Annotated in this window: 28 protein-coding genes; 20 read left to right on the top strand and 8 right to left on the bottom strand. The window is 58.8% G+C overall.

Annotated features, from left to right (window positions below; all coding sequences use genetic code 11):
• Positions 1 to 442: 442 nt before the first annotated feature.
• The 3 genes from glgP (at position 443) to J4G38_RS02675 (ending at position 3,394) form a co-directional block, all read left to right on the top strand.
• Entirely contained in the window at positions 443 to 2,095 is a 1,653-nt protein-coding gene (gene glgP, locus J4G38_RS02665; protein WP_210518298.1) for an alpha-glucan family phosphorylase, read from the top strand.
• Between the two features lie 181 nt (positions 2,096 to 2,276).
• Positions 2,277 to 2,939 (top strand): SOS response-associated peptidase, encoded by a 663-nt coding sequence (locus J4G38_RS02670; protein WP_210518299.1) that lies wholly within the window; start codon positions 2,277 to 2,279, stop codon positions 2,937 to 2,939.
• An 80-nt stretch (positions 2,940 to 3,019) separates the two neighbouring features.
• The gene (locus tag J4G38_RS02675; protein ID WP_210518300.1) at positions 3,020 to 3,394 is read left to right on the top strand and encodes a hypothetical protein; all 375 of its coding nucleotides are present in this window, start codon (positions 3,020 to 3,022) and stop codon (positions 3,392 to 3,394) included.
• 12 nt (positions 3,395 to 3,406) lie between these two features.
• Here the strand turns inward: J4G38_RS02675 and J4G38_RS02680 are convergent, their stop codons facing one another.
• The 3 genes from J4G38_RS02680 to J4G38_RS02690 form a co-directional block, all read right to left on the bottom strand.
• Positions 3,407 to 4,957 (bottom strand): alpha/beta hydrolase, encoded by a 1,551-nt coding sequence (locus tag J4G38_RS02680; RefSeq protein WP_210518301.1) that lies wholly within the window; start codon positions 4,955 to 4,957, stop codon positions 3,407 to 3,409.
• A 364-nt stretch (positions 4,958 to 5,321) separates the two neighbouring features.
• Positions 5,322 to 5,516, bottom strand: coding sequence for a hypothetical protein (locus tag J4G38_RS02685; protein ID WP_210518302.1), 195 nt, complete (start codon positions 5,514 to 5,516; stop codon positions 5,322 to 5,324).
• Positions 5,517 to 5,556: 40 nt separating this feature from the next.
• On the bottom strand, positions 5,557 to 5,991 hold the full coding sequence (locus J4G38_RS02690) for a septal ring lytic transglycosylase RlpA family protein (protein ID WP_226163077.1): 435 nt from the start codon (positions 5,989 to 5,991) through the stop codon (positions 5,557 to 5,559).
• 70 nt (positions 5,992 to 6,061) lie between these two features.
• Here J4G38_RS02690 and J4G38_RS02695 point away from each other — a divergent pair, with 70 nt between their 5' ends.
• Complete coding sequence (locus J4G38_RS02695) at positions 6,062 to 6,283, top strand: hypothetical protein (RefSeq protein WP_210518303.1); 222 nt, start codon at positions 6,062 to 6,064, stop codon at positions 6,281 to 6,283.
• Between the two features lie 82 nt (positions 6,284 to 6,365).
• Here the strand turns inward: J4G38_RS02695 and J4G38_RS02700 are convergent, their stop codons facing one another.
• Positions 6,366 to 7,214 carry a glycoside hydrolase family 25 protein gene (locus J4G38_RS02700; protein ID WP_210518304.1) on the bottom strand — a complete coding sequence of 283 codons (849 nt, stop codon included), beginning with the start codon at positions 7,212 to 7,214 and terminating at the stop codon, positions 6,366 to 6,368.
• 98 nt (positions 7,215 to 7,312) lie between these two features.
• Between J4G38_RS02700 and J4G38_RS02705 the strand changes: the two genes are divergently transcribed.
• Both J4G38_RS02705 and J4G38_RS02710 read left to right on the top strand, forming a co-directional pair.
• Positions 7,313 to 7,588 carry a VF530 family protein gene (locus tag J4G38_RS02705; protein ID WP_210518306.1) on the top strand — a complete coding sequence of 92 codons (276 nt, stop codon included), beginning with the start codon at positions 7,313 to 7,315 and terminating at the stop codon, positions 7,586 to 7,588.
• Between the two features lie 6 nt (positions 7,589 to 7,594).
• Positions 7,595 to 7,918 carry a hypothetical protein gene (locus J4G38_RS02710; protein ID WP_210518308.1) on the top strand — a complete coding sequence of 108 codons (324 nt, stop codon included), beginning with the start codon at positions 7,595 to 7,597 and terminating at the stop codon, positions 7,916 to 7,918.
• Positions 7,919 to 8,214: 296 nt separating this feature from the next.
• Here the strand turns inward: J4G38_RS02710 and J4G38_RS02715 are convergent, their stop codons facing one another.
• Entirely contained in the window at positions 8,215 to 8,598 is a 384-nt protein-coding gene (locus J4G38_RS02715) for an Hsp20/alpha crystallin family protein (protein WP_210518310.1), read from the bottom strand.
• 199 nt (positions 8,599 to 8,797) lie between these two features.
• Positions 8,798 to 10,663, bottom strand: coding sequence for a BamA/TamA family outer membrane protein (locus J4G38_RS02720; RefSeq protein WP_210518311.1), 1,866 nt, complete (start codon positions 10,661 to 10,663; stop codon positions 8,798 to 8,800).
• A gap of 167 nt (positions 10,664 to 10,830) precedes the next feature.
• Here J4G38_RS02720 and hemW point away from each other — a divergent pair, with 167 nt between their 5' ends.
• From hemW to J4G38_RS02750, 6 genes are all read left to right on the top strand, one after another.
• A complete protein-coding gene (gene hemW / locus J4G38_RS02725) occupies positions 10,831 to 11,994 on the top strand; it encodes a radical SAM family heme chaperone HemW (RefSeq protein ID WP_226163079.1) in 1,164 nt (387 codons plus the stop codon).
• Positions 11,991 to 12,422, top strand: coding sequence for a hypothetical protein (locus J4G38_RS02730; protein WP_210518312.1), 432 nt, complete (start codon positions 11,991 to 11,993; stop codon positions 12,420 to 12,422). The genes hemW and J4G38_RS02730 overlap by 4 nt, the downstream gene beginning before the upstream one ends.
• Before the next feature lie 7 nt (positions 12,423 to 12,429).
• Positions 12,430 to 13,086 carry an alpha/beta hydrolase gene (locus J4G38_RS02735; protein WP_210518313.1) on the top strand — a complete coding sequence of 219 codons (657 nt, stop codon included), beginning with the start codon at positions 12,430 to 12,432 and terminating at the stop codon, positions 13,084 to 13,086.
• A gap of 20 nt (positions 13,087 to 13,106) precedes the next feature.
• Positions 13,107 to 13,871: a cyclase family protein gene (locus J4G38_RS02740; protein ID WP_210518314.1), complete on the top strand. Its 765-nt coding sequence runs from the start codon at positions 13,107 to 13,109 to the stop codon at positions 13,869 to 13,871.
• Between the two features lie 69 nt (positions 13,872 to 13,940).
• Positions 13,941 to 14,615, top strand: a complete 675-nt coding sequence (locus tag J4G38_RS02745; RefSeq protein ID WP_210518316.1) for a hypothetical protein — start codon at positions 13,941 to 13,943, stop codon at positions 14,613 to 14,615.
• A gap of 100 nt (positions 14,616 to 14,715) precedes the next feature.
• Positions 14,716 to 15,183, top strand: a complete 468-nt coding sequence (locus J4G38_RS02750; RefSeq protein ID WP_210518317.1) for a hypothetical protein — start codon at positions 14,716 to 14,718, stop codon at positions 15,181 to 15,183.
• A gap of 349 nt (positions 15,184 to 15,532) precedes the next feature.
• Here the strand turns inward: J4G38_RS02750 and rpmA are convergent, their stop codons facing one another.
• The gene (gene rpmA / locus J4G38_RS02755) at positions 15,533 to 15,808 is read right to left on the bottom strand and encodes a 50S ribosomal protein L27 (protein WP_168671389.1); all 276 of its coding nucleotides are present in this window, start codon (positions 15,806 to 15,808) and stop codon (positions 15,533 to 15,535) included.
• A 118-nt stretch (positions 15,809 to 15,926) separates the two neighbouring features.
• Entirely contained in the window at positions 15,927 to 16,232 is a 306-nt protein-coding gene (rplU, locus tag J4G38_RS02760) for a 50S ribosomal protein L21 (protein ID WP_210518435.1), read from the bottom strand.
• Between the two features lie 506 nt (positions 16,233 to 16,738).
• Between rplU and J4G38_RS02765 the strand changes: the two genes are divergently transcribed.
• The 8 genes from J4G38_RS02765 to J4G38_RS02800 all read left to right on the top strand — a co-directional run bounded on the left by J4G38_RS02765 (position 16,739) and on the right by J4G38_RS02800 (position 25,779).
• Positions 16,739 to 17,698 (top strand): ribonucleoside-diphosphate reductase small subunit, encoded by a 960-nt coding sequence (locus J4G38_RS02765; RefSeq protein ID WP_210518319.1) that lies wholly within the window; start codon positions 16,739 to 16,741, stop codon positions 17,696 to 17,698.
• A gap of 574 nt (positions 17,699 to 18,272) precedes the next feature.
• The gene (locus tag J4G38_RS02770; protein WP_210518320.1) at positions 18,273 to 18,923 is read left to right on the top strand and encodes a YceI family protein; all 651 of its coding nucleotides are present in this window, start codon (positions 18,273 to 18,275) and stop codon (positions 18,921 to 18,923) included.
• A 290-nt stretch (positions 18,924 to 19,213) separates the two neighbouring features.
• A complete protein-coding gene (locus J4G38_RS02775; RefSeq protein ID WP_210518321.1) occupies positions 19,214 to 21,595 on the top strand; it encodes a ribonucleoside-diphosphate reductase subunit alpha in 2,382 nt (793 codons plus the stop codon).
• A gap of 76 nt (positions 21,596 to 21,671) precedes the next feature.
• Complete coding sequence (locus J4G38_RS02780; RefSeq protein ID WP_210518322.1) at positions 21,672 to 23,150, top strand: tetratricopeptide repeat protein; 1,479 nt, start codon at positions 21,672 to 21,674, stop codon at positions 23,148 to 23,150.
• Positions 23,151 to 23,291: 141 nt separating this feature from the next.
• The gene (locus J4G38_RS02785) at positions 23,292 to 23,894 is read left to right on the top strand and encodes a Crp/Fnr family transcriptional regulator (protein ID WP_226163080.1); all 603 of its coding nucleotides are present in this window, start codon (positions 23,292 to 23,294) and stop codon (positions 23,892 to 23,894) included.
• 106 nt (positions 23,895 to 24,000) lie between these two features.
• A complete protein-coding gene (locus tag J4G38_RS02790) occupies positions 24,001 to 24,402 on the top strand; it encodes a RidA family protein (RefSeq protein ID WP_210518323.1) in 402 nt (133 codons plus the stop codon).
• Positions 24,403 to 24,639: 237 nt separating this feature from the next.
• On the top strand, positions 24,640 to 24,753 hold the full coding sequence (locus J4G38_RS28860; RefSeq protein WP_317198171.1) for a DUF433 domain-containing protein: 114 nt from the start codon (positions 24,640 to 24,642) through the stop codon (positions 24,751 to 24,753).
• A 111-nt stretch (positions 24,754 to 24,864) separates the two neighbouring features.
• Positions 24,865 to 25,779: an Abi family protein gene (locus tag J4G38_RS02800; protein WP_210518324.1), complete on the top strand. Its 915-nt coding sequence runs from the start codon at positions 24,865 to 24,867 to the stop codon at positions 25,777 to 25,779.
• The last annotated feature ends 434 nt before the right edge of the window (positions 25,780 to 26,213 follow it).

Consider the following 26,213-nt stretch of genomic DNA (forward strand, 5'->3'; position numbering starts at 1 on the left):
CGAGATTACAAGATTATGTCATTATATTAAAAAATCATTAATAATAATTGCATATAATTGAATTATTGACACTTTTTAATTTGATTTACCACGTTGTGCTGCCAATTTCACCAAAAATGGCAGGTCTTACGGAGCAAGCCTGCTGGCAGTGCTGCCTTGCCGCTTGCTGCCGGAGGATTGCCCAGCCGCCCGGCAATGAATTTAGACTGAACCTACTGCCTTCGGGTGTTACAAATTGCTGGTTGGTATACTGCTGATAATGTACAGGTTGTGTAATGCTAACGTTTGTGCAAGTAGGTTCTATGTATCAAGTTGTTGCGTTTTTTGGCGGAATGCTTCGGACCTTGCGGCCGCGCCGACCTATGGAGCCTGGGTTGGTGTCCCCGTTTTTAATCCAGCATTTTCTTACCGGCACGCGCAATGGCGTGCACCTTACCTCTCTATGGCATTTACGTTCAAATCCTACGCGCCCGCGGCCAAATACAAGACGGCCGCCGCGTATTTCTCGATGGAATTCGCCGTCGACCAGGCCCTCAAAACCTATTCCGGCGGCCTCGGCTTTCTGGCCGGTTCGCACATGCGCTCCGGCTACGAGCTGAAGCAAAACCTGGTGGGCATCAGCATTCTGTGGAGCTTTGGCTACTACGACCAGGGCCGTGGCGAAGACCAGAGCATGCGCGCCGAATTCCGCCAGAAGCACTACTCTTTTCTGGAAGACACGGGCATCGTTTTCCCCATCACCATTCACGGCGCTGATGTGCACGTGAAGGCCCTGTACCTGGCCCCCGAAGTGTTTGGCACGGTGCCGATGTTCTTCCTGACCACCGACATCGCCGAGAATGACTACCTCTCGCGCACCATCTCGCACCACCTCTACGACCCGGACGCGGCGGCTCGCGTGGCCCAGAGCATCCTGCTGGGCGTGGGCGGCGGCAAGCTGCTCGACGTGCTCGGCCGCAAAACCGACGTCTACCACCTCAACGAAGGCCACGGCCTGCCGCTGGCGTTTTATCTCTACGAAAAGCATGGCCGCGACCTGGCCGAGGTGCAAAAGCGCCTCGTGTTCACGACGCATACCCCGGAGCTGGCCGGCAACGAGGAGCGCCCCATGAAGCTGCTGACGGACATGACGTTCTTCGGCTCGGTGCCGGAAGCCGAAATTCGCCGCGTAACCCGCATCGGCAACGGCGACGCGCTGAACTACACGCTCACTGCTCTACGCTTTGCCCGTAAGGCCAACGCGGTGAGCAAAGTACACGGCACAGTGGCCAACGAAATGTGGGGCCACTACGAAGGCATTTGCCCCATCATTCCCATCACCAACGCCCAGAACGGCACCTATTGGCGCGACCCGCAGCTGGCGGCCGCCAACAAGAGCAAGGACGATGCCGCCTTGCTGGCCCGCAAGCAGGAGCTGAAAAAGGACCTGTTTAAAATCGTGGCCGACCAGACCGGCAACATCTTCGACCCCGCCGTCATTACCATCGTGTGGGCCCGCCGCTTTGCGGCCTACAAGCGTGCCGACCTGATTCTGCGCCACTTCGAGCGCTTTGTGGAGCTGGCCAATAATTCGCAACACCCCATCCAGGTGATTTGGGCCGGCAAGCCCTACCCGAAGGATTATGGCGCGGTGGCCTCGTTCAATGAAATCATCAAGCGCACGGCCAACCTGAAGAACTGCGCCGTCCTCACCGGCTACGAGCTGGGCCTGTCGGCCGCCCTCAAGAAGGGCTCCGACGTCTGGCTGAATACGCCGCGCTTCCCGCGCGAGGCCAGCGGCACCAGCGGCATGACCGCCGCCATGAATGCCAGCGTAAACCTGAGCATCGCCGATGGCTGGATTCCCGAATTCTGCAAAGACGGTGAAAACGGCTTCCTCATCCCCATTGCCGACGTGACCCTGCCCGATAACGTGAAGGACGATTCGGAGGCCACCGCGCTGCTCGACGTGCTCGAAAAAACGGTGCTGCCGCTGTACTACGACCAGCCCAAGAACTTCCTGAAAGTGGTAAAAACCGCCATGAAGGACGTGGAGCCCGAATTCGAATCGGGCCGCATGGCCAAGGAATACTACGAGTTGCTGTATAAAATCTGACCACAGATTTAACGGATTTCAACGGAGTAAAACGGATTTTTTGTGGTTCCGTAAAGAAGCCCCAACGCGGTCATTGCCGTGTTGGGGCTTTTCTGTTGCCAATGCCCCGGCGATTCGTTCATCGGTTGGCAACCACAAAAAATCCGTTTTATCCGTTGAAATCCGTCAAATCTGTGGTCCTATGTGTGGCCGTTACACCTTCATCGCCCCCGCGCCAACCGTTGAACAGCGTTTCGACGCCAGATTCACCGAGCCTGCGCCCGCTACCTACAACGCCGCGCCCTCGCAGCGGCTGCCCATCATCACCAACGCCGCGCCCGGCCAGATTCAGCTGCTGAGCTGGGGGCTCGTGCCCAGCTGGAGCAAGGACCCCAGCACCGGCCCCAGGCCCATCAACGCCCGGGCCGAGACGCTGGCCGAGAAACCCTCGTTTCGGCAGCTGCTGGGGCGGCGGCGCTGCCTGGTGCTGGCCGATAGTTTTTTTGAGTGGCAGGCCACGCCGGCGGGCAAGGTACCGCACCGCATTTTGCTGCGCGACGAGCAGCCATTTGCCTTCGCCGGCCTTTGGGATGAGTGGCTTGACCGCGGTACCGGCGAGCTGCATCCCACGTTCACCATCATCACCACCGAACCCAACGCGCTGATGGCCAATATTCACAACCGGATGCCGGTTATCCTGCCCGGCCGCGCCGCCGAGCAGGCCTGGCTGGACGACGGCCTGGGCCTGGCCGCGCACCAGCAACTGCTGCTGCCGTATGATGCAGCCGCCATGCAGGAGTACGTCATCAGCAAGCGGGTAAATTCGCCGGCCAACAACGACGCCGAAGTTTTGGCTGCCGCCTGATTTTAGCCGCCGGGTGTGCCGGAGGATTCCACTGCCAATGTATTGTGCCGCAACCACGCAATTCGTGTTACTTTGCTGGCATGAACTGGCGCAATCCCTGGCTTTTACCCATTCTTATTTTGGTGCTGGCCTCGGCCGCGCAGTTAGATTTTCCCTGGTGGAGCCTGGCCGTGGTGGCGTTTGCCATCGGGCTACTCATGGCGCCTACCGGCCGGGTGGCCTTTTGGGCAGGTTTCAGCGGCGCCGGGCTGAGCTGGATTTTGCCCGCTGCCTGGCTATCGCAGCAAAACGATAGTCTGCTGGCGCACCGGGTAGCCCAGCTGCTGCCATTGGGCGGCTCAGCCATTGCGTTACTCCTGGTAACCGGAATTGTGGCCGGCCTGGTGGGCGGCCTGGCCGCGTTGGCCGGGGCGTGGCTGCGCGAAGCATTGCGTCCTGCGCCGCAGCCCAGCTAACGCAGTGGTTGCTTATTGCTTCACTTGCTGAAATACCCACTCGCCAATGGTTTCCAGCGCATCGGTCGAGGCCACCGATGGCTGCTCAGTGCCGGCGGCCAATGCCTGTTCGCTGGCGGGCATCTGGAAATAGTGGTTCACTCCTTCCAGCTTCTGAATATTCACCCGCTTGTTGGCTTTAAGGCCTTTTTCCAGGGGCGTCAGGTTGGCGGCGGCAGGTACTTGCGTATCGGCGGTGCCGTGAAGGAGCAGGGCCGGGCAGGTCACTTTGCCGAGCTCCGATTGCGGGTTGAAGATGAGGAACGAACGGTACCAGGGGCTGGTGAGCTGGCCGGCCCGGGTTTGGGCCGTGGCCGACGACAAGGCCGGGTAAATCTGCTTCAGCATGTTGGCCACAATGGCTCGGGCCTGGGCATTATCCGAGGTTTGACGAATGATTTCGAGCATGGCGTATTGCCGCTTGTATAAGGCGTCGCTGCGCTTTTTGGCTTCCATGCTCAGCCGCAGCTGCTCCTGGGCCAGCCGGATTTGTACCTGCTCGGCGTTGGCACCGCCGGCTAGCTGCTTTTTGGCCTCGCGGCGGGCCAGAGCCATTAGTTGGGCCTGCTTCCGGGCAAATGTGGCTTGAGCCGTGTCGGGCTCACCGGGCTGGTTCACCAGCGAGGTTTGCCGCGCCAGCAGTTCCTGGCCCGTCACACCGGCCGCGCCGAGCGCCACCACAAAAGCCGGGGCAGATGCTTGCGCCGCCGCCAGCAGGGCCACGTTGGCGCCCTCGCCGTGCCCGAGCAGGCCCACGCGCATGGGGTCGATGCCCGGCCGGGTGCGTAGAAAGTTCATGGCCGACTGCGCATCTGCCACCAGCTCCGTGCCCGTATTGGCCCTGGGGACGGCTTCCGACCGGCCCGTACCCCGGTCGTCGAGGCGAAGCACGGCAATACCTTGCCGGGTGAGGTAGTCAGCCAAGCTAGTGAGCAGGCTATAAGTGCCATCCAGGTGCTCCGCAGTGCCGACGTCGGACAGCAGCACAATGGCGGGAAAAGGCCCGGCCCCGGCGGGCATGTTGAGCGTGCCGCCCAAGCCGATTTCACTGTTCGGACTGTTGGCGCTGCTCACCCGGACATCTTCGGTTTTGTAAGCAGCGGGCGCTTCTTGGGCCACTGCTGCCGCGTTGGTAGGCGGCACCCGGTCCAGCACCAGCGTGGCGCGGAAGCCGGGCTGCTGCCACTGGCCGCGCAACTGTTGCCCGTCGGCCACGGGCTGGCCCGCAAAGCGGCAGCCCACGTTGTCGGCGTAGAAAACCACGCTGTCCGCGTTGCTCACTACCCGCATGGGGCTGTTGTTCAGCCGGGCAACTGCTACGTGAAGTGTCGCCGACGTGCTTCCATCCGACAACTGGCTCACGGTGATGGAAATCTGACGACTGCCGCCAGGTACCGGCAGCGGCCCGGTCCACTGGCCCACTAATATTGCTTTGTCAACTGCTCCTGCCCGGGCTACTCCAGCCAAGTGACTATTGGCAGAGGTAAAAGCCGCGATTATCAGCAGAAGGAGAAGTTTATTCATATTGCGGGGGCTCATTGTGGGGGCTCACTAGTTCGCCAAAGCTAATAGCAAGACTCTTAGAGGTAAGATAATTTAACTGTTCAAAAGTACAATCATTTCTTACTTAATGAAATTAAAGCTCATCTTTTTAATGATTTTTTATTTGAATAGCTTTATAATTTGTTGAAAAAATTATTTAACTACACCATTTGATGACACTACGTAAAGCCGCTTTGGGGCAGGAGTAAAGAGGTGATGGCGTAGGTATTGCGCACGAAAATGCCGTTCTCACACCTCGCCGCGAGCAGCAAGGCGTGAGAACGGCATTTGGTTGGCTTGGCTACTAAAGCCGGGAATACAAAATTTCGGGAGTGCTTCGTCGCTATTATTGGTAGGTGTACCAGGCCAGCACTTCCAGGCCGGCGGCATCGCCGTCGGCTTCCACTACCTCGGTGATGACGTACTGAATTTCGTCTTCGTTCCAGCCTTCGTCTTCGGCGGCAGGCACCCAGAGGTCGAGAGCGGCGTAGCGGTTGGTGCCGGGCGGCAGGGTCCAGCGCACTTTTTTGCGGATATTCATGCAGGGTGGATTTTGGGGGAAAGCTAATAGGGGAAAGGCTTTAGCGGCTGGCTGCCCTCACTACGGTGAGCTGCACGGGCACCACGCCGGCCCCGATGATGTCGAGCTGCGCGGCGGCGCGGCGCGACACGTCCACGATGTAGCCTTTGGTGTGCGGGCCCCGGTCGGTTACGGTTACCTCCACGGAGCGGCCGTTGCGGGTGTTGGTCACCCGGATGAGGGTGCCGAAGGGCAGGGTGTTGTGGGCGGCAGTCATTTCGCCGGGCCGGTAGGTGGTGCCGCTGGCCGTGGGCCGGCCCACAAATTTATCGGCGTAGTAGGAGCCCAGGCCGGTTTGGGTGTAGGCACCTCGCGAGCCGGTGGCGCCTTTGCTCACTCCCCGGCTGCTGCTGCACGAGGCGAAAAACGCCAGGGAGAGCATCAGCAGGCAAAACGGTTTGAGGTGCAAGATTTTGGCCTGGGAATATATCTTCATCTAAACTTTATGATTGCGGGTAACCTTTCGTCCACATTTCTCACTCCAACACCGTTTTACAAATACTACGATGAAAAACCTCCTCAAATTGGCTTCGGCCGTAGCGCTTTCCTGTACGTTTCTGGCCGCTCACGCTCAGCAGGGCGACGGCAAGATGATGAAAAAAGACGACAAAATGGACGGCAAGATGATGAAGAAGGACGGCAAAATGGCGTCGAAAGACAAAATGGCCAAGAAAGACGGCAAGATGATGAAGAAGGATGGCAAAATGGCGTCGAAAGACAAAATGTAGGCTACCGGGCTCGTTGAGCCTCTCTGGTCGCCCGGCGCGCTGGCTTCTTCGGAGGCGGCGGGCCGGGCGTTTTTTTGGGTGCCTAGCGGTAGGCGGGCGCCACGGGCTTGGGCACCCGCAGCGCTTGCAGGTCCTCAAAATTGCCCTGAAATACGTTGAAATCGACTACGCCGCGGATGCCGGGCACGTAGGCTTCGTCGGAGTGCTGCCAGATTATCCACTTGCTGCGGGGCAGCGTGGGGCGCTCCACTTCGTAGTGGGCCAGCCACAACGGGTAGTTGTCGAAATGGCCGGCGAGGTGGCGCTGGTAGAAGCTGTGGTTGGAATAGAGGATGGGGCGCACGCCGTAGTGGGCCTCGATGAGGCGCAGCCAGCGGGCCACTTCGCGCCGGAAGATGGCCACGTCGTGGAAATTGGCGGCTTCCACGTCGAGCACGGGCGGCAAGTCGCCGGGCGCGAGGGGCACGGTGCGGGCAAACAAATCGGCCTGGGTCTGGCCGTCGCGGTTGGGCTGAAAGTAATGGTAGGCGCCGCAGAGCACGCCGGCGGCGCGGGCTTCGCGCCAGTTGCGGGCAAAGCGCGGGTCGCGCAGAGTAGCGCCCTCGCTGGCTTTGATGAAGGCAAACCGCACCCGGTTGCGGGCCACCTCGGGCCAGTCGATGCGGCCCTGGTAGGCCGATACGTCGATGCCGTGCACCGAGTAGCCGGCCAGCAGCGGGGTTTTTTCGTGGCCCGTGAGGCCGCCTTTGGTGAAAGTGGCCCAGGCCCGCCGGGCGTAGCGGTTCATTTGCACCTGATGGCGCAGGTAGTACGAAAAGCCCACCAGCAGCCCCAGTAGCAGTGCCGCCAGGAGCCCGCGCCGCCACGGCCAGCGCGGGGCCGGGCGCGGAATGGCCGAAGTGGCAGGGGCGGTGGTGGGGGAGGGCGGCATGGGGCGGTGAACGTCAAAAATAACGCGCTTCCGGCCACCATCGTGCGCCGGGCCGTGGGTTTTCGCCAACTTTGCGGTTCCAGCTGCTTTTCATTCCTATGTCCTTCCTCCGCGCCGCCGATGCCCGCGACGAATCCGGCCACCTCATCAGCGAGCTGCACGGCGTCAAGCTCGCCACCATTCTGGAGTACCTCGTGGCCGCCTACGGCTGGCCCGAGCTGGACGTGCGCCTGCGGATGAATTGCTTCGCCGAAAACCCCAGCATCAAGTCCTGCCTTACTTTTTTGCGCCGCACGCCCTGGGCCCGCACCAAAGTGGAGGAGCTGTACATCAAAGCCCGCGCCGCCGAAGTGCAGGGCCGTCCCCGCCCGTAACTCACCATGGCCGACGTATCCGAAAAATCCTCGAAAACAGCGCTGTTGGCGGGGCTAGGGCTGTTTGTGGTTTTTGAAACTGTGGCGTTCTACGGCCTGCGCTACCTCACGTCGGGGCTGGGCGAATCGAATCAATACCAGGCCGAAAACACCATTGTCAGCAATTGGGTGAAGACGATGGTGTTTTTTGTGGCCCATCTGCTGCTGATTATCGTAGCCATGCTGGTGCTCAGCAACCGCATGCCGCGCCGGTACCGGGGCCAGATAATGGGCTGGTTCTACCTCGCGCTGCTGATGAGCTTTGTGCTGATTATCCCGCTGTTTGGGTAGGTACAAAAATAAAACCACCGCTGCTGGCGGTGGCTCAAGAGTGAAAACCCAAAAGACGAGGTACTCGGCCGGTCGGTCCCGGCGTTATCAGTGGACTGTGGTGCCGGTCGGTCCCGGCGTTATCGAGAGGAGAGTAAGCTTATGCCTTAATTTAATTAAGGAACGTCATGTCGGGCGCAGCCGAGACATGTCGCGGGTTTCAAGCAAACCAATCGATTGATTTACTGCTGCATGCGAGACGTCTCGGCTGCGCTCGACATGACCGCCTGAATAAAATTCCCAAACCAACTCTCTACTCAGTTGTGGCGAATGTCGATTTCGCGCTGCTGGTCGGAGGGGTTCAGGAAGGGGATGCGCACGCGCAGCTCATTGCCTTCGTGCACGGCATCGATGCGGGCCAGGTCCAGGTTGGTGGGCAGGTCAAGGGTTTGAACGAAGAGGGGCGCGGCCATCTGGTCATCGGGCTCGTGGCGGTACTCGCCGAACACGGTGAGCTTCTGCTGGTTGAGTACCACGCGGAAGCTGTCGGCCGACACCGTGGGCATGGCCACGCGCAGCACGACGCCTTTGGGGCGCTGGTCGACGCGAAGCTGGGGCTGGGCCACGCCACCACCAATGGTGTTGAGCAAGTCGAGCTGCGGGGCAATGGAACGAATAAATTTCGGGCTGATAAATTTCATGGAAGGGAGCCGGTTTTAGGAGCGGCTTCGGTCCCGTAATTACAAATGATGTACCAATCTGAATTATGGGTTACCAATGCTGAATATCAGTCGTATTGACGGGAAATTTAGCCGCAATTTCCCGGTTCCGGCCACAGTGGCGGAAAGCAGTATTTGAGCCGGAAAATAGCGGACGAAATGGCGGGCGCTTCGGCGGGCCTCAAAAGCGGCTTGTCAGGCCGAAGTGAATTTTGGACGACTTCAGCTCAAACCCCTGGCTGCTGTACTGCCCCACCGAATACACGAACTGGAACATGCCCGCCGCCGTGCGAAAGCTCAGGCCCGCCCCCAGGCCGGTGGGCTGCTCCACGCGGCGGTCGTCGGAAATGTCGTGGCGCGCGTAGGCCTGGTCGGCAAACGCAAACACGTAAGAATCAGGGCCGATGAACTGCCGGAATTCGGCCGTGGCCACGGCGTAGGAGCTGGTGTAGAACTGGTTTTCGTTGAAGCCCCGCAGCGAATTCAAGCCGCCCAGCCGGAACAAATCGTTGGTGAACAGGCGCGAATTGAGCAGCCCTTCGCCCCGCAGGCGCAGCAGCAGCACGCCCGCCCGCTTCACCGGCAGGTAGCGCTCCACCCGTAGCGCAAAGGAATATTGCGTGGAGTGCAGCGGCAGGCCATCGTAGAGCTCGGGCTTTATTTCGGCGTTTTTGATGATGGTTTTCGTGCCCACGGCGCCCTGGGCATTCACAAGGTAGCCGCGGTGCGGAAAAAACAGGTCGTCGAGGCTGTTCCAGGCGTAGGCCAGGCCGTAGGAATTGTATTGGGAATCAATGGTATCGGGCAGCACGGTCTTCTCCTTCAGCAGGGTGTCGAGCAGATACGAGCTGCGCTGCTCGGCGAAGAAGCTGATGCGGCCGGCCCGCGCCGTGGGGTAAGTCACCTGCAGGCGTGGGCGCAGGGTGAGGAAGGCGTCGGTCTGCTTGTACAGGTTGAACGAGCCGGCCACTTCCAGCGGCGTGCCGAAAAAATTGGGGTGAACGTACTGCACATCAAGCAGCTGGGAGGCGGCGTCGGTTTTGCGCCATTGCAGCCCCAGCTGCTTGCCGCCGCCCTTGATGTTGCGCAGGTTGATGGTGACGTCGCCCGTGAACTGCACGCCCGTCGGGCTGGCGTTCGAGTTCGGCAAAATGCCCACGATGGCGTCGAACTGGTTCGAGGGCCGGTCGTCGAGCAGCAGGTACACCCGCGCCCGGCCCCGGGCAAAACGGACTTCGGGCTCGGCCCGCAGCTTTACGTAGGGCAGCTGGCGCAACAGCTGGGCGGCGGCGGCCACCCGCTGCTGGCTGAACGGCTGGTTGGGGAAAATCTGGAGATATTTGGTGAGGAAACGCTTCTTGGTCTTGGAGTTGCCCACGATTTGCAGCGAATCGAAAACCACCACCTGACCCCGTTTCAGCACCACGCGCCCGGCAATGTCGTGCCCGCTGAGGTGGATGGAATCCAGTCCGACGGTGGCAAACGGGAACCCCTGGTTTTCGGCCTCCACCAAAATGCGCTCCTGGAGCCGGGCCCAGTCTTCGGGCACAAACGGCGTGTGGCGGAAGAACTTTTCGCGGTAGCCGGCGCGGGTCAGCAAGCCATCGCCGAGGTTGCCGTTGCGCAGGTAGGCCCAGCGGAACTGCTCGCCCACGTACAGGCGCACCCGCACGGTGTCGCGGGTCCAGTGCATCTCGTCGGCCGAGGCGGTGAGGTAAGCATCGCCCTGCAGGGCCAGCACCAGCTCCCGCACTTCGCGCAGCGCGCTGAGCGAATCGGGCACGCTGGCTTTCAGCTTGTAGCGGCGCAGCAGGGGCCGGTCGGCGGCTTCGGCATCGAGAACCAGCACGCGCGGATGAGCCAGGGCCCGGCGGGCGGGCGCGGTGGCGGGCGGCGCGGCGCGCGGCGGCAGGGCCGGGGAGGCCAGGCCCGGCTGATTGGGCGCGTTGGGGTCCAGGCTGGGCGTTTGGGCGCGGGCCACCGGCTGCCCGGCCAGCCAGCCAAGGACCAGCATTCCCCAATAGCACAACAGTAACCGAGTAGTCATTCGGGGCGATAACGCGAAAGCCGGCGTTTAATTTCCCGAAGGTAAAACGGCCGGCTCCCCGAATGGCTTGCGCCCCGCCCGGCTACCTTTGCAGCTTCAGATTCCATTGCCACCCGGCATCCAGGGCCACCTTTCCGAAGCGTTTGGAATGGATTGCTCACTGCCCGATGTTCATCAAAACCATGGCTGGCCTCTACCTCCACATTCCGTTCTGCAAGCAAGCGTGCCACTACTGCGACTTCCATTTCAGCACCTCGCTGGGGCTGAAAAGCCGTTTGGTAGAGGCAATTGGGCAGGAAATGGCGCTGCGGCGCGACTACCTGGGTGCCAATGCGACACTGGAAACCATCTACTTCGGGGGCGGTACGCCGTCGCTGCTTTCCGTGAGTGAGCTGGACCAGATTTTTACGGCCATCCACCGCCAGTTCACGGTTGCGCCCCAGGCCGAAATCACCCTCGAAGCCAACCCCGACGACCTGAGCGCTGCCAAGCTTCAGGAACTAAAAGCCGCCGGCATCAACCGCCTCAGCATCGGCCTGCAAAGCTTCTATGAGCCGCACCTGCGCCTGATGAACCGCGCCCACACCGCCGAGGAATCGACCACGGCCGTGCGCCGTGCGCAGGATGCCGGCTTCGAGAATATTTCCATCGACTTGATTTACGGGGTGCCCGCGCCGGGCCACCACATCTGGGAGGCCGATTTGGCCAATGCTTTTGCGCTGGGTGTGCCGCACGTTTCGGCTTACGCCCTCACCATCGAGCCGGGCACGGCCTTCGGGCATCGCCTGCAAAAAGGCACGTTCAAGCCCGCGCCCGATGAGTTCGTGGCCACGCAGTTTGAGATGCTGCTGGCCGCCATGCGCGCCCACGGCTACGAGCAGTACGAAATCAGCAACTTCTGCCAGCCCGGCCGCGAGAGCCGCCACAACGGCAACTACTGGCGCGGCGTGCCCTATCTCGGCCTGGGCCCCAGCGCCCACAGCTACGACGGCCAGAACCGCCAGTTCACCCTCGCCAACAACCCGCAGTACGTGGTCGCCGTGCTGGAGCGCGGCGAAGTGCCCGTGACCGTGGACGTTCTTACGGCTACCGACCGCGCCAACGAGTACCTGCTCACCACGTTGCGCACCGCCCGCGGCTGCGACCTGGCCCATTTGCGCACTCACCACGGCCTCGACCTGCCGGGCACCCGCGCCGCCTACCTCGCCGAGCTGCAGGCCAACGGCTGGGCCACTATCCAGAATGAAGTCCTTACCTTGACCGACGCGGGCAAGCTGCTGGCCGACCACATCACGCTGGAGCTCTTCCAAACCCCTGCCGTAGCCGAATGAAACTCCTGAGCGACAGCCTGGCCGATGACGCCGATTTCTTCATTGAACAGATTTACATCGTCGCCATCGTTTTCGACAACACCGACGACGTGACCGTGTGGGCCACCACGTTCTTCGACAACGACACGCATTTCTTCCACCTGGCCCTGCCATTTAAGGCCCTCGACACCCTTCTCAGCCTCGCGCACGACCGCGCCGAAACCTTGCAGGAAGAAGTCGCCGATGCCCTGGCCCGTGCCGATTGGCCCGCGCTGCTCGAATACAATTCCGACGAGCAGCCGCCCGTGCCCCTGCCCAGCGTGGCCCTGAAACTGTCGGTGACGTACCCCGCCGCTGAGGACGACGAAACCGACGAGGAAGGCCCCGATGACCCGCAGCCGCACAACATCTTCTACCTCGAAGGCGTGTTCGTGCGGCTCGATTCGTAGCCGGCGCATGCCCGCTTCACTCCAGGTTTTTTACCTCATCCCCGGGCTGGGGGCCGATGAGCGCGTGTTTCAGTTCCTGCATCTGCGGGGCGAAACGCACGTGCTGCAATGGTTGCCTCCACAAAGCCGCAACGAGCCGCTGCCACACTACGCCGCGCGTCTCGCGGCGGCGGTGCCCGCGGCGCAGGTCTGCTGGCTGGTGGGCGTTTCCTTCGGCGGCGTATTGGCGTTGGAAGTGGCCCAGCTGCGCCCCCTGGCGCAGGTAGTGCTTATTTCCAGCTTTGCGGGGCCGTCGGAGCTGCCGTGGCTGGGCAAGCTGGCCCGCGCCACGGGCTTGCACCACCTGCTGCCCCCGCAGCTGCTGCCGCGGATACCCCGCGTAGCCCAATGGTTTTTTGGCGTCAGAAATGGGCGCGACTACCAGCTGTTGCGACAAATTTTGTGCGACACCGACCCGGACTTCACCCGTTGGGCCATCGCGCAGCTGTTGCAGTGGCCGGGCCGGCCGGCACCGCCCGTCGTCCGCATTCACGGTACCGAAGACCGGCTGCTGCCTGCCGGGGGCGCGCCCGGCCAGTATCAGTTGGCCGGTGGCCACCTCATCATCATCAGTCGCGCCGCCGAAATCAGCCAGATTTTGAACCAACTTGCCGCTGAAAACTAGCCCATGCCCCCCTGCTCCCTGTGAAACCAACCTTCCCCCACGCCGGCCGCACCTATTCCTACGACCCCGCCGCGCCGATTGATATTTCCCTTCCGCTGGCTCCCGGCGAAAACCAGGTGAACTGCTTTTGGGCCGAGCCCGTGCAGTTCGACACCATTCGGGTGGGCAGCTTCGTGGGCAGCGTGGCGCTGGGCGGCAGCACCAACTACCAGCGCGTGCACGTCACGCCGCACGGCAACGGCACCCACACCGAATGCTACGGCCATATCTCGCCCGACCCGGCCATCACGCTCAACCAGTGCCTGCGCCGCTTCCTGTTCGTGGCCCGGTTGGTGAGCGTGGCCCCAGTGCCCCAGCCCAATGGCGACCTGGTGGTGCTACTGGCCGACGTGCAGGCCGCCCTGGCCCGGCAGCTCGACCGCTCCATTCCCGAAGCCCTCGTTCTGCGCACTTTGCCCAACGACCCCGCCAAGCGCCGCCGCCACTACTCCGGCACCAACCCCACCTACATCGAGCCCGCGTTGGCCGAGTGGCTGGTCGAATACAACGTCCAGCATTTCCTACTCGACCTTCCCAGCGTCGACCGCGAAGAAGACGCCGGCCAGCTGCTGGCCCACCACGCCTTCTGGCAATACCCCGCGCAGCCCCGCTACGGCGCCACCATTACGGAACTGATTTTCGTTCCTGACGAAGTAGCCGATGGCCTGTACCTGCTCAACATCCAAATCACCAGCCTGGAGCTCGACGCCAGCCCCAGCAAGCCGGTGCTCTACGCCCTGCAGTAAGAACCCATCGCGAGCGAAGTACATTTGTTTCGCACCCATCCGGCTGTTGTTCTTACCCCCTGCTTGCCAATGTTTTTACAGTCGTCAACCAGGGGGTTAGGCATTGTTGCGCTCAGCGCCGTGCTGTTGGCCGGGCCGGCGGCCAAAGCCCAGATGCATTCATTGGCGGCAGCCCCTATGGCCAAGGCGCCGGCCCGGCGCGAGCACCGGCTGTGGCTGAAAGCGGGCCTGCGCCTGTCGCATTTTGCCTATGCATTTGGCCCGCGCGGGCGGGTGCTTGTGCTCCCGATTTCCGTGGGTGCCGAGTACCGCCTCACTTCTCAGTTCAGCCTCTACGGCCAGGCCGAAGCCGATGTGATGGGCCGGGGCGGCCGGCGGGGCGGGGCGGCCCCGGCCCAGGGCAACGACGCTGCCTTGGGTCTGCGCTACTACTACCGCCATCTCCGTCCGCTCGATTCGCTCCGGGTGCGGCCCTTCGCTCGCGACTACCTGGCCTTGGAAGGCAACGCCGACTTTGCCGGGGGCACCGGCGGCCGGCGTGGCCGGGGCATCACGCTCAGCTTCACGCCCGCGCTCTACGGGTTCTGGGGCACCCAGCACCGCTGGGCCACCTTGCCGCTGCTGTTCGATTTTAATGCCGGGCTGGGCGTGCAGGTCTTGTCCCGGTACGGGCCCGACCGAGCCGCCATTTCCCGCCTCGACGTGGCCGCACAAGTCAATATGCGCCTATACTTCAGGCGGTAGCCGCACGGCCGCCGCGTGGTGCGCCCGCCGCCCCTCGTGCAACCAAAACAGTGGCCCTGGCATCCCGCAGATGAATTTCCACTTTATCTGCTGCGGGCTTATGCGCTTTCGTCTTCCCCTCTTGCCCGGCCTGCTGCTGGCCGCCGCTTGTAGCAGCCTGGGCCAAACGGTGCCTGCCGCGCCAGCCCAAACAACCGTTGCCAGCGCTTCCAAGCTACTGCTAAAAGTGGGACTGAACCCCGGACGGTCCTTGCGGTGGAGTGGCTTTTATGGGCTAGCGGCGCGTTTACCAGTTTCAATCGGTGCCGAATATTCCCTCGGCTCCAGGTTCACTTTATGCGGTCAGTTTGATTCCGATTTCCGGCTATCTACCCAGAACGTCGCTTATGGCGACCAGCGCTTTGTCATTCCCACCGGAGCGCTGGGCGTGGGCGCCCGCCACTATTACAACCAGGCCGGCCGCGAGCGGCACAACCGCGCCCAGGGCCCTTTTGTGGGCAATTACCTGGCCCTGGAAGCCCAGGGGCATGCAGCGCCGCTTGGGCCGCAATTTTCTGTTCAGCTTTAATACCGGCATTGGCCTGGGCCCTGTCCGCTCCGACGCAGGCTTCGGCTACCACAACCCACCGAGCAACCTTAACATTAAGTAGCCGTTCAAAAGTAAACGAGTAAAAGACGGTCATGCAGAGCGTAGCGAAGCATCTCGCGTGTGGCAGTAAATCAATTGTTTAACTGTGTTAATTATTGCTGCCCGCGAGATGCTTCGCTACGCTCTGCATGACGGTTACTTTTGCCTGACTACTTACCACCCAGCTCAACCTGGGCGTGTACTTCGGCCGGTAAGCCCGCCTCGCTATCTCCAACGCAAAAAGGGCTGCCCGATGGAGCAGCCCTTTTCAATTTAAATCAGTCAGCAATTAAGCCGGTACCGACACCACTTCGCGGGGAATAACCGTCACGAACGAACGGTCTTTGCGGCCCTTGCGGAACTGCACTTCGCCGTCGACCAGCGCAAACAGCGTGTGGTCTTTGCCCATGCCAACGTTGGCACCGGGGTGGTGAGCCGTGCCGCGCTGACGCACGATGATGTTGCCGGCAACGAGGGCCTGACCCCCGAAAATTTTCACGCCGAGACGTTTGGAATGCGATTCGCGGCCGTTGTTGGACGAGCCGACACCTTTCTTGTGAGCCATTTTGTTGGAGCTGTTAGCTAACAGCGTTTAGCTGTTAGCGTCTGGTTAAAATAAAGGCAACTGCCAGTAGAACAATAAGCTAACGGCTAAAGGCCATCAGCTAAAAGCTCAACTAAAACTAGCCGATGCTGTTAATCATCACTTTGGTGAACGACTGGCGGTGGCCGTTCATTTTCTGGTAGCCCTTGCGGCGCTTCTTTTTGAAGACGAGCACCTTGTCGCCCTTTACGTGGGCGAGAATGGTGCCTACTACGGCTACGTTCAACTCGGGTGCACCGATGGTCAGGGTGCCGTTGTCATCGGTCAGCAGGGCGTTGCCCAGCGTTACGGTGTCACCGACGTTGCCGGCCAGTTTGTGAGCGTAAACGAATTTGTTGGCCTCAACCTTGGTCTGCTGGCCAGCTATGTTGACAATTGCGTACATCAGCTTTCGCGGGTTTTTCTGAAATGGGAAGGCAAAAGTACGGATTTGGTTTTGCATATCCAAGCCTAAGTTGTTAATCGTCATTGGCTGGCCCGCGCCCATCGTCCCAAAACCGCCCGGAGACAGATGAAGCGCAGATTAAGGCCGGGTGAAGAAATTGCGCAATCGGCACGTGGTCGGCCCCGATTTGGGGACAAGTGAGCTTATCCACAGAGTGAATGTGGATAAGTGGTGCGAAAATGCCTGATTTTGAGGAGGATTTGGTGAAGCCCTTCGGCTAATCGAGGCGCAAAAATTCCTGCATTTGTGAGTGAAAAAGATTGGTCTTAACTAAAAATTAGTGAATAAAAAAGCTAAAAGCGGTGGCAATCTGCCTCGCCGGCCGGGCTATATTTGATGTTGAAAGGTGACCGAAATTTCTGAGGCCTCCGCCAAACATCAGCCCGATAGTGGCAGTTTGCCTACCATCTTTCTCGCCGAAACCCGCCACTAACCGTCCCGCAATTATGGAGCCGCTCCTCGCCGAAAACCCCAACCGCTTCGTGCTTTTTCCCATCCAGAACGATGAGGTGTGGCAGTACTACAAGAAGTCGCAGGCCTCGTTCTGGACCGCGGAGGAAATAGACCTCAGCCAGGACCAGAAGGACTGGAACGGCCTGAACGACAACGAGCGCCACTTCATCAAGCACGTCCTGGCCTTCTTTGCCGCCTCCGATGGCATCGTGAACGAGAACCTGGCCGTGAACTTCATGCAGGAAGTGCAGATGCCCGAGGCCCGCTGCTTCTACGGCTTCCAGATTATGATGGAAAACATTCACAGCGAGACCTATTCGCTGCTGATTGACACGTACATCAAAGACCCCAAGGAGAAGGACTACCTCTTCAACGCCCTCGAAACCGTGCCTGCCGTCCAGAAAAAAGGCGAGTGGGCCCTGAAGTGGATTAACTCCGAAAACTTCGCCGAGCGCCTCATTGCCTTCGCGGCGGTGGAAGGCATCTTTTTTTCCGGCTCTTTCTGCTCCATTTTCTGGCTGAAGAAGCGCGGCCTGATGCCCGGCCTCACGTTCTCGAACGAATTGATTTCGCGCGACGAAGGCCTGCACTGCGACTTTGCCTGCCTGCTCTACAGCTACTTGGTGAACAAGCTGCCTGAAGCCCACGTGCAAGGCATCATCGCCGACGCGGTGCGCATCGAACAGGAGTTTGTGACCGATGCTTTGCCGGTGAGCCTCATCGGCATGAACGCCAAGAACATGGCGCAGTACATCGAGTTTGTGGCCGACCGCCTCTTGGTTTCCCTGGGCTGCGCCAAAATCTACAACGCCACCAACCCCTTCGATTTCATGGAAATGATTTCGGTGCAGGGCAAAACCAACTTCTTCGAGAAGCGCGTGGCCGAGTACCAGAAATCCGGCGTGATGAGCGAGCGCAACGACAACGTCTTCTCGCTGGACGAGGATTTCTAAGGCACTATAGCCCGGACGCTGCGAGTCCGCGTATACCAGAATAGTTAACCGCGCGGCCTCGCGGAGGCCACTAAAAAGCCCGATTCCAGTTTGGATTCGGGCTTTTTAGTGGGTTTTTATTGGTAAGTTACTGGTATTGAATGCCATAATTTACTCCATCGAAACGTACGGTAATTAGCCGCTGCCCGGCCAGGGCGACCCCAACATCACGCCCAGTACCTTTTGCCGCCGCCGGCTGCGGGTGAATAGCGAGCCTGTGTTTCTCACCTGCTCGTGCAAAGCCCTGGGGCCACCCGTGACCATTGGCGCACTGGCGGTGGGGGGCGGTGCAGGTGCTGGGCGGGTTGCGGTGGCTGGTCCGCCGCAAGTAGACGCTTGAGATTAGCACTGCCGTACAATTGGGGGAAGGTGAACAAAATCAACAATTCTTCCTGTGAATTTAGTATTCAGTAGAGACGGGATGGTGATAAATTCGGAACGGTAAGCAACCTTTGGCTGAGCAGTAGCGAGTTGCTGAATACCGGCTCCGCGCTGCGGCTATTGCTTTCGTTCGTGTCCATTGGTAAGTTGTCATATGAAATACGGGTTACTCCTTTTATTCGGCCTGGTGGCGATGACGCCGGCCGCGCAAAACCCCACCACACCGCAAACCCCAGCTGCTGCTGCTGCGGCCCAGGCACCTGCCGCGGCGCTGCCGGGAGGAATAGCAGGACTGCCGCGCTATACCACGGCCACCGGCCAAATCACCTTCTTCTCCTCGGCGCCGCTGGAGGATATTGAGGCGCTGAATGGGAAGGTGGCGGCCATTTTTGAGATGCGCACGGGCGAGCTGGCTTTCTCCATGCTGATGCGGGATTTCCAGTTCAAGAACACGCTCATGCAGGAGCACTTCAACGAGAACTACGCCGAATCGGAGAAGTACCCGCGGGCCCGGTTCACGGGCAAGCTGGTGACCATGCCCGATGAGGCGCAGCTGCGCCTTGGCCCGCAACCCGTGTATGTGCAGGGCCTGCTCACCATTCACAATGTGAAGCGGAAGGTGCGCGTGCCCGGCACTTTGCAGCTGCGCGACAATGCCCTGGTGGTCACGTCTAAGTTCTCGGTGGCGCCGGCCGATTACAAAATCAAAATCCCGGCGCTGGTGCGGAATAACATCGCCAAGTCGATTGAAATAAGCGTGATACTGAGCTGCCAGCCAGTGGCGGCCGTGACGGCCAGCCGGTAGTTTAATACCGGAATATTCAGAGTCATTATTCCTGTTTCCTCTTCGTGCCGCCCGGCTGCTTCTAAAAAGTGGCCGGGCGTCCTATTTTGAGTCCTTTGTGGAAAACTTCTGGAATTTTTGCTTGTCCTTCGAAAACAGAAGCGGTAATTTCCGGGATTGAATACCCAAGGGCTGCCACAGCCCGGCGCTTTCGGTGCCACTCTTTCACAACTGTACGAACAAGTTGCCGCCGGGCCTGCCAAAGCCGGCTGCTTTTTATACGAAAAAACCCACAACCAAACACCACTGGTATGCTAGTAATTAAACGCGACGGCCGCCGCGAATCCGTGAAGTTTGACAAAGTCACGGCGCGCATCGAGAAGCTCTGCTACGGCCTGCACATGGATTTCGTGTCGCCGATTGAGGTGGCTAAGAAGGTGATTGACGGCATCTACGACGGCGTGACCACCGTGGAGCTGGATAACCTGGCCGCCGAAACCGCCGCTTCGCTCACCACCAAGCACCCGGACTACGCCATTCTGGCGGCCCGCATCGCGGTGAGCAACCTGCACAAGGTGACCTCGAAGTCCTTCTCGTCCACGATGAAGCGGCTTTATACTTACGAGGACCCGAAGAACGGGGACAACGCCTCGCTGCTGGCTACCGACGTGTGGGAGGTGATTCATAAGAATGCCCACACCCTGGACTCGGCCATCATCTACGACCGGGACTACAACTACGACTTCTTCGGCTTCAAGACGCTGGAGCGGAGCTACCTGCTGCGCCTGGAGGGCAAGGTGGTGGAACGGCCCCAGCACATGCTGATGCGCGTGTCGGTGGGCATCCACAAGGACGACATTGAGTCGGTTATCAAAACCTACAATCTGCTGAGCGAGCGGTGGTTCACGCACGCCACGCCCACGCTGTTCAACGCGGGCACGCCGAAGCCGCAGATGTCGAGCTGCTTCCTGCTTACGATGAAGGACGACTCGATTGACGGCATTTATGACACGCTGAAGAACTGCGCGCTGATTTCGCAGTCGGCCGGTGGCATCGGGCTGTCGGTGAGCAACGTGCGGGCCACGGGCTCCTACATCAAGGGCACCAATGGCAACTCGAACGGGCTGGTGCCCATGCTGAAGGTGTTCAATGACACGGCCCGCTACGTGGACCAGGGCGGCGGGAAACGCAAGGGTGCCTTCGCCATTTACCTGGAGCCCTGGCACGCTGATATTTTTGAGTTCCTGGACCTGAAGAAGAACCACGGCAAGGAGGAAATGCGCGCCCGCGACCTGTTTTACGCCCTCTGGACGCCCGATTTGTTTATGAAGCGCGTGGAGGAAAACGGCGACTGGACGCTGATGTGCCCCCACGAGTGCCCCGGCATGGACACCACCTGGGGGCCGGAATTCGAGAAGCTGTACCTGAAGTATGAGCGCGAGGGCCGGGGCCGCAAGACCATCAAGGCGCAGGAGCTGTGGTTTGCCATCCTGGAAAGCCAGACCGAGACCGGCACGCCCTACATGCTGTTTAAGGACGCGGCCAACGGCAAATCGAACCAGCAAAACCTGGGCACGATTAAGTCGAGCAACCTGTGCACCGAGATTATTGAGTACACCGACAAGGACGAAATTGCGGTGTGCAACCTGGCTTCGCTGGCGCTGCCCCGCTACCTCGTGACCGACAAGGCGGGCAACATGACCTTCGACCACGACAAGCTGTACGAGGTAACCTACCAGGCCACGCTGAACCTGAACAAGGTGATTGACGTGAACTACTACCCGGTGCCCGAGACGCAGAAGTCGAACTTCCGCCACCGCCCCATCGGGCTGGGCGTGCAAGGCTTGGCCGACACGTTTATTGCCCTGCGCATGCCCTTCGAGAGCGACGAAGCCTCGGGCCTGAACAAGGACATCTTCGAAACCATCTACTTTGCGGCCATGACGGCCTCGAAGGACCTCGCCATCAAGGATGGGTACTACGAAACCTTCCCCGGCTCGCCCCTGAGCCAGGGCAAGTTCCAGTTTGACCTCTGGGGCGTGACGCCCGACTCGGGCCGCTGGGACTGGGAAAGCCTGCGCGCCGAGGTGGTGAAGCACGGGGCCCGCAACTCGCTGCTGGTGGCGCCCATGCCCACGGCCAGCACCGCCCAGATTCTGGGCAACAACGAGTCGTTTGAGCCCTACACGAGCAACATTTACGTGCGCCGCGTGCTCAGCGGCGAGTTTATGGTGGTGAACAAGCACCTGCTGAAGGACCTGGTGGCCCTGGGCCTCTGGAACGACGCCATGAAGCAGGAAATCATCGCGGCCAACGGCTCGGTGCAAGGCATTGCCCGCATTCCGCAGCACATCAAGGACCTGTACAAGACAGTGTGGGAGATTTCGCAGCGCCGCATCATCGACCAGGCCGCCGACCGTGGGGCCTACATCTGCCAGAGCCAGAGCCTGAACCTGCACGTGCAAAACGTGAACTTCGGCAAGCTCACCAGCATGCACTTCCACAGCTGGAAGCGCGGCCTGAAAACCGGCATGTACTACCTGCGCACCAAAGCCGCCGCCGACGCCATCAAGTTCACGGTGGAAAAGCAAGCCGCCGAAACCCTGGAGCCCATGGCCCTGGTGGAGCAAAACCAATCCGACATGAGCTGCTCGCTGGATAACCCGGACGGGTGCGAGGCCTGCGGGTCGTAAGGGTTAATTTGCATAATATATAATCACCCTGCGAGAGAGTATTATAAATCTCGCAGGGTGATTTATTTTCATAAAGATGCTTTCTAAATTATTTTCAGAGCTACTTTCTCTACTCAAAAGCTTTTTAGTAAAAAACTGGAGAAGGCCGATAGCACTAGTGCTAGTGCTCATTTCTGTCGTTTATGTACATTTCTTTGAGGTAAAGAAGTATGTCAAAGGGTTTGAGCCCAATGAAAATTCTTTGCCCTTTTTGGTACTAGTACTCTTCTTGGTGACTGGTGTATGGTTTTACGCCCGGTTCAAGTATAAACTAGCAGTACGTCATACTACTTTTGGAGTGATAATTAATCACGAAAACAGAAGCGCGGAAGAAATTCATAGAATTATAAAGCCCATAATCTCAGAAGTGAAGTCGGAAGTGCGCGGCATTAAGTTTATTGAGTTGGATTCTAATCTGTTTTCAACCGAATTTCAAGCAAATGAATTTTTAAAGAATAATGATTATGGCCTGAAACAATTGCTTCACATAAAGGCTGATATAGGTAAAGTTGATGATAAAGAAAAGTTCATAATCGATAGTGCAGTTTTTCGCACTTATGGAATGCCTACTAAATTTCCGGTATTCGGTGTAATTGTCGATATAAATAAGGAGGTGGCGTTAAGAAACCCTAATCAATGGTCATTTACAATGGCTGATGAATATGAGGGTACTAAAAAGACAAGATTAGAGTTAAGAGATATACTCTATTACTACCTAGGGTTAAGTTCTGTCTGCAATGGCAATCCAGAGCTTGGATTGGAGATTCTGAAACGCTTAATAACGCCAATCAATTACAGTACTGATTTAGTTGGTGCGAATGATGAATCTATATCGGAAGAAGAGAGAATACGTAAGAATAAAAAGTTCTTTTTGGCTAGCCGACTAGTACAAATACTGTCCGGTCTCTGCCAGTCAGTATTCTTGGATTATCATAATTCAGGCAAGGACCCAAACCTAACAATGGGTTTTCTTAAAGAGTACGAAAAATTGCTAAGCGGCAGCCGCGAGGCAATAGTTACATATGCGCCGCTGGCAAGGTATTCCTATGACCTTGGCAATGTAGAAGCTGCCCGAAAGTATACCGAAAAGGCTGCTTTAGTTATGCCTAACTCTGCTACTGTTTTATTAAACAGAGGTTTCTTCGCTATACTTGACAATAGCCCAAATGAATTGAGTAGGAATTATAAGAATATTATTGAACAGATTCAGAAATATGAAAAGGCAGGCAGAGCTGGCCAGTTCTATAACGCATTAGATATAATAGAATTTTATGCTGAGCAATACGCTAAGCATCCAGATAAGAAGCTCTTTTTTGACTATGCTATTGCTTTTCACACGATTCTTTTAGTGGACACAAAAGAGGGTGTAAGACTCATGAATAAATTTCAATCAGATATTGTCGGGGAGCCCAGGTATAGAGCACTAGACACACAAGCGAGGTTTCTAATTAAAAATGCTTTTACGGCAAAGGCATCGGCAAGGAAATCGGTAAAAACGATTAGAAAGGCAGCATAATTCCGCCAGTACTTAAGCTTCAATCAGCCGCTGCCGCCCCCGGTAGCAGCTGGTTTGGTTTTGAAACCTCAGCTTCTTCAGCCGCTGCGGGACCGGGGTGGCGGGGTGGCGGCTGGCGGGTGGAGCAGCATGCTTGCCGAAATGAAGCGGCTGCGTATGTTAGTGGCCATGCAGGAGCAATTACGACAGCATCTGGAACAAATAGTGTCGCTGACCGATGAGGAATTTGCGCTGGTGCTGGCGCAGTTCACGAGCCGGCAGTTTCGCAAGCATCAGTTTCTGATTCGGGAAGGGGAGCGGGTACGGGAGCTGTACTTCGTGGTGACGGGGCTGCTGAAGCTGGTGCACACCGACACGGCGGGGCGGGCCCACGTCGTGTCGTTTGCGCTAGAAGACTGGTGGGAGGGCGACTTCGCGGCCTACCTGGCCCAGACGCCGGCCACGCTGTCGCTGCAGTGCCTCGAAGACACGGCCGTGTGGTGCCTGCCGCTGGAAGGCTACGAGTACCTCTGCCGCCACCTGCCCCCAATGGCGCGCTTCTTCCTCGTCAAATTTGCGCGGGGCGGGGTGGCCGCGCAACAGCGCATCTTGTCGCTGCTGTCCTTGCCGGCCCGCGAGCGGTACGAGCTGTTGCTGCGTCAGTACCCCACGCTGCCGCAGCGGGTGTCCAAGACGCTGCTGGCGGCCTATCTGGGCGTATCGCGCGAAACCCTGAGCCGGCTGGCCGAGCCGGGCCCAAAATAGTGAGCTAGGTCACGGAGAGGAGGTGTGGCGGGCCGGGACCTTTGCTTCCGCAACCTCACCCTGCGCAGCGGCCCTCCTGGGCCGGGCGCATTTAATAATCTCCCTCATGGAAAAGCGAGCAATCAACCCGTGGCAGTGGCAAGCGCAGAGCGCCTACCAGCAAGCCGTAGAAGTGAAACAAGCGTCGGCCACGCTCTATTGCGCCGGGCAGGCCGCCATCGACGCCCAGGGCAACCCCAGCACCGGCGACATGCGGGCCCAGCTCCACCAAGTACTCGGCAACGTGGAGCAGGTAGTAACCGAGGCCGGCTACCAGTGCCGCGACATCGTGCACCTGCGCCTGTACACCACCGATACCGCCGCGCTGTTTGGCGAAGGGGGGTGTTTTGAGGTATTCACCGATTGGGTAGCCCGGCACGAAATTCAGGCGGCCGCCACCATGGTGGAAGTGGCCTTCCTGGCCTTTGAGGGCTTGAAAGTGGAAGTAGAAGCCACGGCCGTGCGCTAGTGGCGCCCTATAAAGTCGACATCCCCAGCCGCTGCCGCCCCGGTAGCGGCTGGTTTGTTTTTGAAACTTAAGCTTCTTCAGCTGCTGTGGCCCCGGGGGCGGGTAGGGCCGGGGTCGGGGCGGCGCTTTCGTATCTTAGCCACATGGAAACTGCTGCTTCAGCGGCGCATCCGCGCATCACCCTCGACCCGAATAGCTAGCCACGGGCAGCCCACCGTGCGCGGGCTGCGCTACCCGGTGCAGAACGTGCTCGAATACCTCGCGTCCGGCATGACGGAGGCCGAAATCCTGGCCGACTATGAGGACCTGGAAGCGGAGGACCTCCGCGCCTGCCAGGCCTACGCGGCATAATCGGGAAACTTGTTTTAACGCCTCGTCGTTCTATATTTGCAACAACAAAACCCGCCACGCCTCTAGGTTTCACGACCAACGCGCACCAGGCGGGTTATTTTTTGCCCGTCGATGAGATACCGTAAGCTTGCCCTGACGCTCACCGACCAAGTAAATCTGCTTATCAGCCGGGGATTGGTAGTGCCGGACGTGGCCGAGGCAGAGAAGGCACTGGGTAGATTGAGCTATTACCGTTTAGCGGGGTATTTTCTCTACTTTCAGACTGGGCAAGGGCATCAGTTTCGAGCCGGCACTACTTTGGAGGATGTATTGACGCTCTACAATTTTGATGAGGCGTTACGCTCCTTGATTTTCAAAGGAATCAGCCCCATCGAAGTGGCGTTGCGGGCTCAGTTAGCTTATCAGGGAGCTGTAAAGGCCGGACCATTCTGGTATAAGGACCGGCAGTACACCTTGGGCCGAACCGATAGCAAAGGCCAGGATATTCACAATGCCAACGTCCGACATATCCGCAAAGAAGTAAAAAGGTCGGGCGAAGCTTTCATCAAGCACTATTTCAGTAAGTATTCCTCGCCTGCTTTGCCGCCAGCCTGGATGGTCTTCGAAGTGGTATCGTTTGGAACGTTGTCGAAAGTATTTACCCACTTGAAGCCGGCTATTACCAACGATGTAGCCCGGTTTTTCGGCGTCGGCCAGCCAATATTGGTGAGCTGGATTACGGCCCTGTGCAACATACGCAACCGTTGCGCCCATCACAGCCGCGTCTGGAACCGCAAGCTGACCGTGCGCCCGACGCTAGCCGTAAAACAGCCGGTATATGCGTGGCCTGCAAATGCTTCGTCACTCCCCAATGCAGATTTATATGGACTGCTGGCGTGCATGGTTTACCTGCTAAAGGCTGTTGATGGACCAACTGCCGTCGCATTCATCCATGAGTTGAAGCAATTGCTACGTTCATTCGCGGCGGTTCCGACGCAGGAAATGGGCTTTCCTGCCGGTTGGGAACAAGATGCCTTCTGGCAATAGGAAAGCAACTCTAAGCTTCTGCCAGCCGCTGCCGCCCCCGGTCGCGGCTGGTTGGCGGTTGGGCCATTAGCTTGCGATATGAAATGCCTTCTATTAGGAATCATCCTGACGCTAGCATTTTCGAGCGGCGCGCAGATACCGGATGGTCAGCTTCCCAGAGCCATCCGAGTAAGTTTCGAATACATGGAAGCTTGCGGGTTAGGACCGGTGTGCAAGCCAATTGTCGTGAGCCGAAAGCGAGACGAGCAATTGGAACTGGTGTTGCCTCAATTATCTAGAACGTCAGTTACCATTTGGGATGAAGAAAACTATGGCAGTATGATAAAGCGAAAAGGCGCTTATAAGCCACTTCATAGAACAGGAAGCACCGAGGCGGGCGAGAGGAACGAAATAGTTCTACCCTTAAGCAAATTGAAGGATGGCACTTATTACGT

Origin of the sequence: Hymenobacter terricola (assembly GCF_017921975.2) — a bacterium.
Classification (GTDB): Bacteria; Bacteroidota; Bacteroidia; order Cytophagales; family Hymenobacteraceae; genus Hymenobacter; species Hymenobacter terricola.

Coding starts and splice junctions, on each gene's coding strand:
- glgP (WP_210518298.1), top strand. CDS start 443: ATGGCATTTACGTTCAAATCCTACGCGCCCGCGGCCAAATACAAGACG.
- J4G38_RS02670 (WP_210518299.1), top strand. CDS start 2,277: ATGTGTGGCCGTTACACCTTCATCGCCCCCGCGCCAACCGTTGAACAG.
- J4G38_RS02675 (WP_210518300.1), top strand. CDS start 3,020: ATGAACTGGCGCAATCCCTGGCTTTTACCCATTCTTATTTTGGTGCTG.
- J4G38_RS02680 (WP_210518301.1), bottom strand. CDS start 4,957: ATGAATAAACTTCTCCTTCTGCTGATAATCGCGGCTTTTACCTCTGCC.
- J4G38_RS02685 (WP_210518302.1), bottom strand. CDS start 5,516: ATGAATATCCGCAAAAAAGTGCGCTGGACCCTGCCGCCCGGCACCAAC.
- J4G38_RS02690 (WP_226163077.1), bottom strand. CDS start 5,991: ATGAAGATATATTCCCAGGCCAAAATCTTGCACCTCAAACCGTTTTGC.
- J4G38_RS02695 (WP_210518303.1), top strand. CDS start 6,062: ATGAAAAACCTCCTCAAATTGGCTTCGGCCGTAGCGCTTTCCTGTACG.
- J4G38_RS02700 (WP_210518304.1), bottom strand. CDS start 7,214: ATGCCGCCCTCCCCCACCACCGCCCCTGCCACTTCGGCCATTCCGCGC.
- J4G38_RS02705 (WP_210518306.1), top strand. CDS start 7,313: ATGTCCTTCCTCCGCGCCGCCGATGCCCGCGACGAATCCGGCCACCTC.
- J4G38_RS02710 (WP_210518308.1), top strand. CDS start 7,595: ATGGCCGACGTATCCGAAAAATCCTCGAAAACAGCGCTGTTGGCGGGG.
- J4G38_RS02715 (WP_210518310.1), bottom strand. CDS start 8,598: ATGAAATTTATCAGCCCGAAATTTATTCGTTCCATTGCCCCGCAGCTC.
- J4G38_RS02720 (WP_210518311.1), bottom strand. CDS start 10,663: ATGACTACTCGGTTACTGTTGTGCTATTGGGGAATGCTGGTCCTTGGC.
- hemW (WP_226163079.1), top strand. CDS start 10,831: ATGTTCATCAAAACCATGGCTGGCCTCTACCTCCACATTCCGTTCTGC.
- J4G38_RS02730 (WP_210518312.1), top strand. CDS start 11,991: ATGAAACTCCTGAGCGACAGCCTGGCCGATGACGCCGATTTCTTCATT.
- J4G38_RS02735 (WP_210518313.1), top strand. CDS start 12,430: ATGCCCGCTTCACTCCAGGTTTTTTACCTCATCCCCGGGCTGGGGGCC.
- J4G38_RS02745 (WP_210518316.1), top strand. CDS start 13,941: ATGTTTTTACAGTCGTCAACCAGGGGGTTAGGCATTGTTGCGCTCAGC.
- J4G38_RS02750 (WP_210518317.1), top strand. CDS start 14,716: ATGCGCTTTCGTCTTCCCCTCTTGCCCGGCCTGCTGCTGGCCGCCGCT.
- rpmA (WP_168671389.1), bottom strand. CDS start 15,808: ATGGCTCACAAGAAAGGTGTCGGCTCGTCCAACAACGGCCGCGAATCG.
- rplU (WP_210518435.1), bottom strand. CDS start 16,232: ATGTACGCAATTGTCAACATAGCTGGCCAGCAGACCAAGGTTGAGGCC.
- J4G38_RS02765 (WP_210518319.1), top strand. CDS start 16,739: ATGGAGCCGCTCCTCGCCGAAAACCCCAACCGCTTCGTGCTTTTTCCC.
- J4G38_RS02770 (WP_210518320.1), top strand. CDS start 18,273: ATGAAATACGGGTTACTCCTTTTATTCGGCCTGGTGGCGATGACGCCG.
- J4G38_RS02775 (WP_210518321.1), top strand. CDS start 19,214: ATGCTAGTAATTAAACGCGACGGCCGCCGCGAATCCGTGAAGTTTGAC.
- J4G38_RS02780 (WP_210518322.1), top strand. CDS start 21,672: ATGCTTTCTAAATTATTTTCAGAGCTACTTTCTCTACTCAAAAGCTTT.
- J4G38_RS02785 (WP_226163080.1), top strand. CDS start 23,292: ATGAAGCGGCTGCGTATGTTAGTGGCCATGCAGGAGCAATTACGACAG.
- J4G38_RS02790 (WP_210518323.1), top strand. CDS start 24,001: ATGGAAAAGCGAGCAATCAACCCGTGGCAGTGGCAAGCGCAGAGCGCC.
- J4G38_RS02800 (WP_210518324.1), top strand. CDS start 24,865: ATGAGATACCGTAAGCTTGCCCTGACGCTCACCGACCAAGTAAATCTG.